Here is an 11,567-nt window from a genome sequence, read left to right as displayed (position 1 = left end):
GGCTCTCGCAGAGTGGCGTTGATCTTCGCGTGCTCGAGCAGTCGCTCGCAGAGCGCGTCAGGGGCTCGGTAGTCGTGCGGCGCCGCCGCGTCGAACCATTCGGGCAGGAACGCCGAGCGCTCCCGCAGCATGCGCGCCAGGCGCGCGGCCGCTGGGCGCGGCAGCATCGGGCGCGCGTCGTCCGCCGCGGGTTCCGGCGCCGCGGCGGTGGCGGGCGCGACCCCGCCCCGGCGGAACAGGTCGTGCAGCGCGGCGGCTTCGAGCAGCCGCGACGCGGGGTCGCTCGGCAATCGCTCGGCAGCGCGCGCGATCGGTGGCGCCAGCGCGGCGAGATCCGGGGCGCGGCGCGCGGTGCCCAGTAGCGCGACGGAGGTGAGGTCCGCGGCACTCGACCCGGTAGACGGACGAGGCGCCTCGAGACCGAAGGCTTCGGTGGGCGCCAGATCGGTCACCTCGCCCGCGGTGAACACCGAGACCGGCGCCAATCCGTCCGGACTCCACTCGCCGACCACGGTCACGGGGTGACCGCCCGACACCGCCAGCAGCGTCCACGGTTGGTCGCCGGGTCGGATCGGCAGCGCCGTGCCGTCGGATTCGGTGACGTACCAGCCCTCTTCGGTCCTGGTGGGCACGACGCGGGCCAGCAGCATCGGCCACGAACGCAACCACGGATCGGCGCCGAGCGCGGACGCGTGCGCGGCCAGCGCCGCGGCGATCGTGGCGGCCCGGCCGGTTTCGCCGGGCAGCGTGGTGAAGGGTTCGGTGGCGCCGTGCCGTTCGCCCCACAGCGCCCGCAGCGGTGCGGCGCCGGGATAGAAATGCAGCTCGGCGTCGGCCAGGTGCCCGAGCGCGGGAACGTCGGCCGGGAAGCCCGGGGAACCGAAGGAATGATCGACCACCAGCGCCCAGCGCCCGGTTTCCCGCCCCAACAGCCAGGTCCGCCGGGTGTAGAGGCGTTCCTCCTCGGTGATCCGCAGGCCGAACACCATCCATCGGTCGCGAACCGGAGCTTCGGCGCGCACCGCCTCGGCCGGACTGGGGTAGCCGACGTGCGCCCGGATACTGGCGCGCAGCGCGGGCGAGACCGCGTCGAGTTGCCGGTGCGCGGCGATCAGCAAATGCATCCGCGCGTATTCCCGCAACACCACCTCCGGCCAGTCGGTCCTGGTGGCCACGGCGGCCGGGAGCCTGCGCAGGGCGGCGGCGAGCCCGGGGGCCTGCGCGTCGACCATCCTGGCGGCGACGGCCTCGAAGGCGCGGTAGGAGCGATCGGCCTGCGCGAGCCCGGTGCGCACCTGATCGCCGAGCCAGACGTCGAGTTCCTCCAGCCCCGCGCTCACCCGTACCCGCCGCTGTTCGGCGGTGGCCGGGTTGGGGGTGCGGGTGCGGTCCGCCGTCGCGGCGCGCGCGGCGCGTCCGCCGATCCACGATGCCGCGTAGTCGGCGGTCTCGGCGACGGTGGCGACCTCGCCCGCGGCCCAGCGCAGCAACAGCGACAGCGCGTGCTTGCAGGGGAACTTGCGGCTCGGGCACGAACACCGGTACGCCGGACCGGACAGATCGACGATCGTCTGGTACGGCGTGGCCCCGCTGCCCTGGCACCGGCCCCACAACGCCGTGCCGTTGCGGCCGCTCTCCTGCCAGCGGTGCATCAGCTTGCGCGCCGCCGACAGCGAACTCGCGTCCGGCGCCAACGCCGTGACCTGGTCTTCGGACCACGGCGTCGTCATCGCGCTGCTCCGGCTCGCTGGTGCCTCATCGCTTCCTTCGTTGCTCGGTTGACCGGATTTCTACCCCAGCGCACCGACAAGTGCCGCCGCCGGTACGGAACCGCTTGCCGCCGCGCCGAATTCGCCGATCCGCGAAATCTTGCGCCGATCGTGGCGCTCTGGCATTCTGTCCTGTTCGGCTCGACCGAGCCACCCGGAACGGGTGTCGACACCATCGAGGCTGCCCGCCGGGGTTGGCGCGAGGGGTGGACATCGAAACACGGCGCAGGCGTTTCGATGACCATGTTTCCATCCCCGCGGGCAGATTCGCATGGGCGCGGTGGGCGATTCGAACGCAATCGGGTAGCGTTTCGCGCAGCTTCGACAAGGCGTCGCGCACGGGGTCGCAGGAGTGCGCGGCTCGATGGTGGAGGGGATTTTTCGCATGCGCCTGGATCCCGACGCTGTCCAGGGCGCCGGTTCCGCGGACAGCACGCCCCGGCTCTCGGAAGTCGTGACCAGGCGCCTCGCCGAGGACCCAGCGGTCACGCCCTCGGTCGCCCGCACCGTGCTGCGCGCCCTGGGAGCCGCCGAATCCGATGACGCGGCAACGGCATTCGATCACTCCGGCATCTTCCTCAGCGCCATCCGGGTGCGCGGATTCCGTGGCATCGGTCCGGAGACGACGCTGCAGCTGCCGCCCGGCCCGGGTCTCACCCTCGTGGTCGGTCGCAACGGCAGCGGGAAATCCAGTTTCGCCGAAGCCGCGGAAATGGCGCTGACCGGCGGAAATCGCCGCTGGGACGGCCGCTCGGCGGCTTGGCGGGAAGGGTGGCGCAACCTGCACGACGGCACGGCCGCCCGCATCGAGCTGGATCTGCTCACCGCGGGCGACGCGCCCCGGCTCACCATCACCAAGGAATGGGCGTCCGACGCGGACCTGCCGGACGCGCACTGGACCCAGCGGTATCCGCCCGCGCCGCCGGGCGCGTTCGACACCGACCGCTGGGCGGCGCAGCTCGAGCTCTACCGCCCGTTCCTGTCCTACAGCGAACTCGGCGCGCTGGTGGACGGGAAGCCGAGCGACCTGTTCGACGCGCTGCACCAACTGCTCGGGCTCGACGAACTCACGTTGGCGCAGGAGCGGATCCGGATGCGCCGCCTGCAATTGGAACGTGCCGTGCGGGATTCGCGCCAGCAACGGCTGGAACTGCTGGAGCTGCTCGCGTCGGTGGCCGACGACCGCGCGGTCCGCGTGGCCGGGCTGCTGCGTCCCGCCCAGCCGGATCTGGCCGCCGTGGGCCGCGAAGTGCTCGGTGTGGTGGACGACCCGGCCGGACCGGACGGCCTGCGCGCGATCGTGCGGCTCGCGCTGCCCGACGACGCGGAAGTGGAAGCCGTGGCCGCCCGGCTCGAGGCGTGCGGCGCGGCCCTGGCCCACGGCACCACCGCCGACGCCGAAGCCGATCTGCGCCTGCTGGACCTGCTGCGCAAAGCACGCGAGCACCAGGAGGCGAGCGGAACCTGCCCTTGCCCGGTCTGCGGCCGCGGCGCGCTCGACGAGGAATGGGTACGCGAGACCGACGCCGCCATCGAGCGGCTGGCCGCCCGGGTGGACGCGCTCACCACCGCCCGCCTCGAGCTCGGCGACGCCGTGCGGGCAGCGCGGGCGCTGCCCGACCTCGTGCCCGCCGAACTGGACTTCGATCCGCGCAATCCACCGTCGGTGGACACCACGGCAGTGCGCGCCGCCTGGGCCGAGTGGGCCGCCCTCACCACCATCGAATACACCCCCGACCTGCCCGAACGGCTCCGCGTCGCGCACGCGCGACTGGTCGGCGAACTCGACCTGCTGCAGCAGGGCACCCGCAAGGAACTCGACCGCTTGGACGAGGTGTGGACGCCCTTGGTGCCGCGGATCGTGGCGTGGCTGGACGGCGCGCGCGAGGTGGCCGCGCACGCGGCGGAACTGCGCACGGTGAAGAGAGCCGAGGACTGGCTGAAGTCGGCCACCGCCGGGCTGCGCGGCGAACGCATGACGCCGCTGGAGACGACGGCCCGCTGGGTGTGGCGCACGCTGCGACAGCAGAGCAACGTCGAGTTGGGCGCGATCCGCCTGCAGGGCAACGCGGGTACCGCGCGCCGCGTCCTGCTGGACGTGACCGTCGACGAAGTCGACGGCGCCGCGCTCGGTGTGATGAGCCAAGGCGAGCTGCACGCGCTGGGTCTGTCGCTGTTCCTGCCGCGAGCGACGGTGCAGGAGAGCCCCTTCCGTTTCGTCATGATCGACGACCCGGTGCAGGCGATGGACCCGGCCAAGGTGGACGGGCTGGCGCAAGTGCTCGCCACGGTCGCCTGGACCCGTCAGGTGGTGGTCTTCACCCATGACGAGCGCCTCGCCGAGGCGGTGCGGCGCATGCAGCTCGATGCCACCGTGCTCGAGGTCCAGCGCCGCGACCGCTCGGTGGTCGAGGTGCGAGTGTCCAGCGATCCGATCCGCCGCTATCTGGACGACGCCCGCGCCTTGGTGCGCACCCCGCAGTTGCCCGCGGCCATCGCCGACGAACTGGTGGCCACCTGCTGCCGTTCGGCGGTGGAGGCGGCCAGCCTGGCCAGGGCGCGACGCACGCTGCTGGCCGCGGGCATGAACCACACGGAGGTGGAGCGGCACATCGATGCCGCGCACTCCACCAGGGCGAAGGTGGCGCTCGCGGTGTTCGGGGTCGGCAGCAAGGTCGACGACCTGAACAAGAACCTCATCGAGCGGGAAGGACGGTGGGTGGTGGACGCCCTGCGCGACGCCACGGCGGGCGCGCACGTGCCGATCGGACGCGACATGCGCGAGCTGATCGGTGAGACGGAGCGATTCGTCGCGTGGCTGGGCCGGTGAAGCGCCGATGAGCGGGCGGCGCAGGCCGGTGGGCGAGCGCCGAGGGCAGGCGGAGGGCGAGCGCGGTGCCAGGCACGGTCAGCGGCGGCGGAAGAACGGCGCGCACCGGCCGCGGGCGAATCGGCCGTCGGTCGCCGAGCGGCTGGAGACCGTCGATCTGCTGCTCGGCGGATCGGTGACCGACGCGGGCGGGTTGTGGTCCCGGGCGACCGCCTGGATCTTGCGAATCGCCCTTGAACAGGCCGTGGACGACCTGTGGCTGCGGTTGGCGCCCGCGCTGGTCCGCTGTCCGATGCGGGCGCAGCTGATCGCGCTGCGCGCCTTCGCGGGACCGGACGTAGCGGCGCGCGTGGCGGTGCTCTGGGCCGCGTTGTCGCGTGCCGCCCACCACCACGACTACGAACTCGCGCCGAGCGTCACCGATCTGCGGCGCTGGCGCGAGCAAACGGTCGCCTTGGCCGCGGACCTGGCGGCGGTCCGAGCGCACCGGGAGTGACCCGACGGTCGTGCCCTCTTGGGGGCCACCAGGACCGGCCTCGTGGTCGTGTGCGGACGGCCGGCGCGGCAGGATCGCACGGTGTGCTGACCGGACAGCCCCGGCGATAGCGCGCACGACAAGTCGGCGGCAAGATCGACGGCGTGAGGTAGCAGGACCGGAGGCCACGTTGGCGCCCCACCGCCAGAGGTCCGTCCGACGCGAAAGGCACGGCGTGCACCATCGTGACCGGAGTTGGGCACGAGCGTGCTGACGGCGGGACCGTTCCGGCCGGGATAGTGCCCGGTGGTGAGCGGACCATGATCGGAGATCGGGCGGGCTCGCGCATCGCGCACCGCTCGGCCGGAAGGGGAACGGATTATGCACGGATGGGACTGGCGATAGTGAGCGTGGGCATGACGGGCACCGGCCACGGAAGGACGGCGGTATGAGCGGCGCACGGCGATGCCCGTGTGGGCGTGGCGAATCCTTCGACGAGTGCTGTGGCCCGGTGCTGAGCGGCGAGCGTCCCGCTCCCACCGCCGAAGCGCTGATGCGGTCGCGCTACACGGCGTTCGCGGTGGGCGACGCGGACTACCTGCTGCGATCCTGGCATCCGCGCACCCGACCGACCGGTTTGACGCTCGATCCCGCCCAGCGCTGGCTGTTCCTCGAGATCACCCGGACCGATGGCGGGGGACTGTTCGAGGATTCCGGCACGGTGGAGTTCGTCGCGCACTACCGGGACGCGACCGGCCGGGGCGCGCTGCACGAGGTCAGCAGATTCGCCCGTTCCGACGGCGCTTGGGCGTACCTGGACGGCACGCACGACGCCTGACCGGTAGCGTCCACGGGCATGGCACGCGTCGCGATCGAGTACTGCACCCAATGCCGCTGGCTGCTGCGGGCGAGCTGGATGGCGCAGGAATTGCTGAGCACGTTCGCCACCGACCTGGACGAAGTCGCGCTGCGCCCGGGTTCGGGCGGGATCTTCCGGATCACCGTCGACGGCGAACAGATCTGGGAACGCAAGACCGACGGCGGATTTCCCGACATCGCGGTGCTGAAGCAGCGGGTGCGCGACCGGGTCGCACCCGAGCGCGACCTCGGTCACGTCGACCGGCGGGACTGAACCCGGGCGTCAGCCGCAGCAGCCGCCACCGCAGCAGCCGCCACCCGCCGCAGGCGCCGCCGGGCTCGGCGTGGGCGCACTCCCGCCGCCCCGGGAGACGGTGGCGAAGGTGGTCAGCAGTTTGACCGTATCGTCGTGGCCGATCGGGCAGGTCGCCGGCGCGGACGACTCGGCCATCGGGCGGGTCACCTCGAACGTGTCACCGCAGCTGCGGCACCGATAGCTGTAACTCGGCATCCGCTCAGTTTAGGGCCTGCGCTTCGGCGCGTCCGGATCGGACCGCGCCGAAATCCGCGCGCCGAATCCGTTCGAGGGCCGAACAGCGCGCGATGAGTGTCCCCAGCGTGCCGTCGGTGACCGATTCGACACCCGAGCGGTCGGCAACGGCCTGAACAGCGGATGAATACGAGCCGACGCAGCAATGTCTCGGCATCGAAACGTTGCCCTGCTGATCTTCGACGTACTCTCGAAAAAGAAGTATGAGGAGGTCCGCGATGCGCGCTCAGTTCTCCGAGGAGTTGCCCGGTCCCGACGGTTTCGCCGAGCCCATCGCTCGAACGGTCTACGGTGACGTGCGCGGCCTGCGCGAAGGCGCGGTGTCGGTCTGGCGCAGCATCCCGTACGCGGCCGCCCCCGCCGGACCGGCCCGTTTCGCGCTGCCGCAGCCCCCGCGGCCCTGGGACGGCACGCGCGACTGCACCTCGTTCGGGCAGATCGCACCGCAAACGATGGGCACGATGGTTCCCATCGACTCGGGCCTGACCATGGGTGAGGACTGCCTGTGGCTCAACGTCTGGTCACCGCGCCCGGAGACCGGCGATCCCGCGCGCGTCCCGGACGCCGAGCCGCGCCCGGTGCTGGTCTGGCTGCACGGCGGGGCGTACTGCCTCGGTACCGCCGCCCAGCAGATCTACGACGGGCGCAAACTGGCCGCGACCGGCGACGTCGTGGTCGTCGGAGTCAACTACCGGCTCGGCGCGCTCGGCTTCCTCGATCTGTCCTCACTCGGCGAGCAGTTCGCGCCGAACCTGGGCCTGCACGACCAGATCGCCGCGCTGGAGTGGGTGCGCGACAACATCGCCGCGTTCGGCGGCGATCCCGGCAACGTCACGCTGTTCGGCGAGTCCTCCGGCGCGGGTTGCGTCACCGCGCTGCTCACCGCGCCCCGCGCCGCCGGCCTGTTCCACAAGGCGATCGCGCAGAGTCCGCCCGCGACCACGGTGTTCGGGCCGGAGCGGGCCGCGACGGTGGCGCGGCGTTTTCTCGAGCTGATCGAGCTGCCCGCGAACAGGGCCGCAGAACTGCTGGAATGCCCGATCGACCGGATCGTCGCGGCGGCGGGCGTCCTGCTCGACGAGATACCGCTGAAGGAGCCCGGCAGGCTGGCGGCCACGCCCGTGGTCGACGGCGATCTGCTGCCGACCTACCCGATCGACCGGTTCCAGCGGGGAGGCTCCCACCGGGTTCCGCTGATCATCGGCACCAACCGGGACGAGGCGTCGCTGTTCCGGTTGCTGCGCTCGCCGATCATGCCGGTGACCCCGGACGCGGTGAACGCGATGCTGCGGGATGTCGCGGCAAGCCACCCGGAGATGTCCGCGGAACGCATCGCCGAGATCACCTCCGCGTACCCGGACCTGAACAAGGCCCGCGGGGCCCTGGCGATGTCCACCGACGCGGCGTTCCGAATGCCCGCGCACTGGGTGGCCGACGGTCATGCCGAGCACTCGCCGACGTGGATGTACCGCTTCGACTACGCCACCCCGATGCTGCGGGCGGCCCGGGTCGGCGCGGGGCACGCCACCGAACTGCCGTACGTCTTCGGCAATTTCGGCACGCTGAACCTCGACCCGACCTTCTGGCTCGGCGGCCGCAGAGCGGCCATGGAAGTCTCCGGCCGCATGATACGCCGCTGGCTGGCCTTCGCCGCCCACGGCGTTCCCGCCGCCCTCGACGGCTCCAAGCACTGGCCGCCCTACCGCCTCGCGGCCCGCCCGACCTTGCTCATCGACAGCGTCGACCGCGTCGTGGACGACCCCGACCGCGACCTCCACACCGCCTGGGGACAGCAAGCCGTCGGGTTCTCCTAGCAGGCGCTTTCGCACCGCCGCGTGCGTGGCTCCACCGGGGCGGGCGATGGAGGCGTCGGCCGCCGAGATCGGAGTTCGACGTGCGGCGTCCCGGTGGAGAACCGGCCGCCGCACCAGCCACGTGTGCGGTCGCCCGCGTGCCCGAAGCCGGATGCTTATGGCGCGGATCGTCGCCGCGCCTCGTGCGCGCCGGCGGTGCGTGCCTCAGACGTCGGTCGAGAAGCGGATTCCGCCGTCGGGGATCTCCACACCGGGCCAGACGCGGGCCCCGCGCAGGAGTTCGCAGCGGGCGCCGATGTTCGCACCGTCTCCGATGACGCCGTCGCGGACGAGCGCGCGCGGGCCGATGCGCGCGCCGAAGCCGATGATGGTGCGCTCCACCGTGGCGCCCGCCTCGATCACCGCGCCGTCGAAGACCACCGCGCCGTCCAAGCGCGCGCCCGCGCCGATCTCGGCGCCGCGGCCGACCACCGTCCCGCCGATGAGCAGCGCCCCCGGAGCGACGCCCGCACCCGGGTGGACCAGCGATTCGCCCCGCTGACCGGGTAGCGCGGGGGAGGGCGCGATACCGCGGACCAGGTCTGCGGAACCGCGGACGAAGTCCTCGGGCGTGCCCATGTCGCGCCAGTAGGAAGCGTCGACGTACCCCTGCACGCGCGCGCCCTCGGTCAGCAGGGCGGGGAAGACCTCCCGCTCCACCGACACCGGACGCCCGGCCGGGATCTTCTCGATGTACTCGCGGCGGAAGACGTAGCACCCGGCGTTGATCTGGTCGGTCGGCGGGTCCTGGGTCTTCTCCAGGAACGCGGTGACCCGGCCGTTCTCGTCGGTGGGCACACAGCCGAACGCGCGCGGGTCGCTGACCCGGACCAGGTGCAGTGTCACGTCCGCGCGGGTCGACTCGTGGGTGTCGAGCACCGCGCCGAGATCGGTGCCGCCGAGCACGTCGCCGTTGAACACCATCACGTTGTCCGCGCGCAGCTTGGGTAGCACGTTGCGGATGGCGCCACCGGTGCCCAGCGGTTCGGTCTCGGTGACGTACTCGATCTCCAAACCGAGGTCGGAGCCGTCGCCGAAGTGCTCCTCGAACACCTCGGCCTTGAACGACGTGCCCAGCACCACGTGGGTGATGCCGGCCTCCGCGATGCGGGCGAGCAGATGGGTCAGGAACGGCAGTCCGGCCGTCGGCAGCATCGGTTTGGGCGCCGAGAGGGTCAACGGACGCAGCCGCGTGCCCTGCCCGCCGACCAGGATCACCGCGTCGGTGCCTGCATTACCTGCCATCAAGCTCCCCTGTTCACAAGGTCGTTCTCGCCGCCGCCTGCTATCCGGCGTCGCGCGCCTGCTGGCGCAGGGCAGATCGAACCGCAATCCGCGAGCGGACCGCAAGTCCGGCCCGCAACGCCAGCCGCAGCGGAGCCTGCCACCAGTGCGGATGCCGGTCGGCCTGGAACCGGTAGGCGCTGGCGTGGTGGGCGGGCAGCATCACTTCGGGATGGCGGCCCGCCGCGTGCCCCTTGGCATGGGTGACCTCGGCCTCCGGCACGAACACGTTGTGCCAGCCCGCCTTGCCCATGCGGTCGCCGAAGTCGACGTCCTCCATGTACATGAAGTAGCGGGAGTCGAAGCCGTCGATCGAGTCGAACGCCGCGCGCCGCACCAGCAGGCACGACCCCGACAGCCAGCCGACGGCCCGCTCGGAGATCTCCTCGTTCTCCTGCCGGTACCGGCGGGTCCACGGGTTGGACTTCCACACCGTGCCCAGGATCGCGTGCCCGGCGCCGTCGAGCAGGCCGGGCACCCGGCGAGCCGACGGGTACACGCTGCCGTCCGGCTCGAGCACCAGCGGCCCCAGCGCGCCCGCGCGCGGCCAGCGTTTGGCGGCGGCGAGCAATTTGTCGATCGAATCGGTGCCCCAGCGGATGTCCGGGTTGGCGATCACGATGAACTCGATGCCGGGATCGATCTCCGCGACCGCCCGGTTGATGGCGCCACCGTAGCCGATGTTGCCGCCGGTGCGCAGCAGCCGCACATGCGAATTCGCCTCGGCGACCAACTCCGGCACACCGTCCACCGACCCGTTGTCGGCGAGGATCACCTGGGGTTTCTCCGCGGTGGCACCGGCGAGGGTGGTGATGAAGTGCTCGAGGTGCTCGCCTGGCGAGTAGGTCACCGTGACGACGGCCAGGCCGGCGGGCGCGGCGGAATCGGATTCACTCACGGCAGTCAACTCTAGTGGGCGCGGCCGCACGCCGTTCGCCGATGGCCGCGCACGGCCGGCGCGACGCCGCTGCCCCGCCCTAGCCGGACCGCCGCGCCAGCGCGTCTCCCAGCGCGGTCCGCCAATCCCGCAGCGGCCGTAGCCCGGCGTCGTTCCAGGACCGCGGCGACAACACCGAATACGCCGGGCGGCGTGCGGGTCTGGGGAAGGCGGCGGAATCGCACGGACGGACGCGCTCGGGATCGGCGCCCGCCTCCGCGAACACCGCGCGGGCGAGCTGGAATCGACTGGCTCGCCCGGCATTGGTGGCGTGCAGCACGCGCGGGGCGTCCGGTCGGCCCGCCAGCTCCAGCAGCGCGGCGGCAAGATCGGCGGCGTAGGTGGGCGAGCCGACCTCGTCGTCGACCACGTCGACGGTGTCGCGCTCGCGCTCCAGCCGCAGCATGGTCGCGACGAAATCGCCGCCGCGCCCGGTGTATACCCACGCGGTGCGCACCACGTGCGCGTTCGGGCAGCGGCTCAGCACCGCCTGTTCGCCGGCGAGCTTGGACGCCCCGTACACGGAGGTCGGTCCCGTCACATCCTGGGTGTCGTAGGCCCGTTCCTGGGTACCTGGGAAGACGTAATCGGTGGACAGATGGATCAGCCGGGCGCCGAGGTCGGCGCAGACGTCGGCGAGCACGGCTGGTCCGGTGGCGTTGCCCGCGTACGCCGCTTCGATGTCGGTTTCGGCCTGGTCGACGGCGGTGTAGGCGGCGCAGTTCAGGACCACGTCGCCGGGCGCGAGCACGGCGCGCACGGCGGCCGGGTCGGTGATGTCGAGTTCGGCGCGTCCGTACCCGGTGGCGGCCGGAGCGAGACGCCGCAGTTCCCGGCCCACCTGTCCGCGCGCCCCGGTGACGACGAGGCGGGCGGATACGGTGGACGCGGGTGCGGTGGGGTCGGTCACGGGCGCCAGTCTGGCACGCCGCCATGTCCGCGGTTGCGGCCGTTCGCGATAACCGTTCGATAGCCTTGAGCTATCGGGGGATCCCGAAACCGGGCGGGGCG

The 11,567-nt window shown here is 72.1% G+C and carries 10 protein-coding genes; 5 read left to right on the top strand and 5 right to left on the bottom strand.

Annotation, left to right across the window (positions count from 1 at the left end):
- A partial coding sequence (locus tag ON27_RS22000) for an SWIM zinc finger family protein (protein ID WP_169334526.1) occupies positions 1–1,730 on the bottom strand: 1,730 nt, incomplete at its 3' end.
- A 424-nt stretch (positions 1,731–2,154) separates the two neighbouring features.
- Between ON27_RS22000 and ON27_RS21995 the strand changes: the two genes are divergently transcribed.
- The 4 genes from ON27_RS21995 (at position 2,155) to ON27_RS21980 (ending at position 6,206) form a co-directional block, all read left to right on the top strand.
- Positions 2,155–4,599, top strand: coding sequence for an AAA family ATPase (locus ON27_RS21995; RefSeq protein ID WP_043730982.1), 2,445 nt, complete (start codon positions 2,155–2,157; stop codon positions 4,597–4,599).
- Positions 4,600–4,627: 28 nt separating this feature from the next.
- Positions 4,628–5,095 carry a hypothetical protein gene (locus ON27_RS21990; RefSeq protein WP_245560046.1) on the top strand — a complete coding sequence of 156 codons (468 nt, stop codon included), beginning with the start codon at positions 4,628–4,630 and terminating at the stop codon, positions 5,093–5,095.
- Positions 5,096–5,522: 427 nt separating this feature from the next.
- On the top strand, positions 5,523–5,912 hold the full coding sequence (locus tag ON27_RS21985; RefSeq protein WP_043730958.1) for a YchJ family protein: 390 nt from the start codon (positions 5,523–5,525) through the stop codon (positions 5,910–5,912).
- Positions 5,913–5,930: 18 nt separating this feature from the next.
- The gene (locus ON27_RS21980; RefSeq protein WP_043730955.1) at positions 5,931–6,206 is read left to right on the top strand and encodes an Rdx family protein; all 276 of its coding nucleotides are present in this window, start codon (positions 5,931–5,933) and stop codon (positions 6,204–6,206) included.
- Positions 6,207–6,215: 9 nt separating this feature from the next.
- On the opposite strand, the gene ON27_RS41430 is transcribed toward ON27_RS21980, so the two are convergent.
- Positions 6,216–6,443 carry an FmdB family zinc ribbon protein gene (locus ON27_RS41430; protein WP_043730952.1) on the bottom strand — a complete coding sequence of 76 codons (228 nt, stop codon included), beginning with the start codon at positions 6,441–6,443 and terminating at the stop codon, positions 6,216–6,218.
- Positions 6,444–6,700: 257 nt separating this feature from the next.
- On the opposite strand from ON27_RS41430, the gene ON27_RS21965 reads away from it, so the two are divergent.
- Positions 6,701–8,296, top strand: coding sequence for a carboxylesterase/lipase family protein (locus ON27_RS21965; RefSeq protein WP_083887730.1), 1,596 nt, complete (start codon positions 6,701–6,703; stop codon positions 8,294–8,296).
- A gap of 204 nt (positions 8,297–8,500) precedes the next feature.
- Here the strand turns inward: ON27_RS21965 and manB are convergent, their stop codons facing one another.
- The 3 genes from manB to rfbD all read right to left on the bottom strand — a co-directional run bounded on the left by manB (position 8,501) and on the right by rfbD (position 11,466).
- Positions 8,501–9,580 carry a mannose-1-phosphate guanylyltransferase gene (manB, locus tag ON27_RS21960; RefSeq protein WP_043730946.1) on the bottom strand — a complete coding sequence of 360 codons (1,080 nt, stop codon included), beginning with the start codon at positions 9,578–9,580 and terminating at the stop codon, positions 8,501–8,503.
- 40 nt (positions 9,581–9,620) lie between these two features.
- Positions 9,621–10,517 carry a glycosyltransferase family 2 protein gene (locus ON27_RS21955; RefSeq protein WP_043730971.1) on the bottom strand — a complete coding sequence of 299 codons (897 nt, stop codon included), beginning with the start codon at positions 10,515–10,517 and terminating at the stop codon, positions 9,621–9,623.
- A gap of 79 nt (positions 10,518–10,596) precedes the next feature.
- Positions 10,597–11,466, bottom strand: coding sequence for a dTDP-4-dehydrorhamnose reductase (gene rfbD, locus ON27_RS21950; RefSeq protein WP_043730944.1), 870 nt, complete (start codon positions 11,464–11,466; stop codon positions 10,597–10,599).
- Between the last annotated feature and the right edge of the window lie 101 nt (positions 11,467–11,567).

It is taken from the genome of Nocardia asiatica NBRC 100129 (assembly GCF_000308415.1).
GTDB classification, from domain to species: Bacteria; Actinomycetota; Actinomycetes; order Mycobacteriales; family Mycobacteriaceae; genus Nocardia; species Nocardia asiatica.
This window is presented reverse-complemented; position numbering and strand designations above follow the sequence as displayed.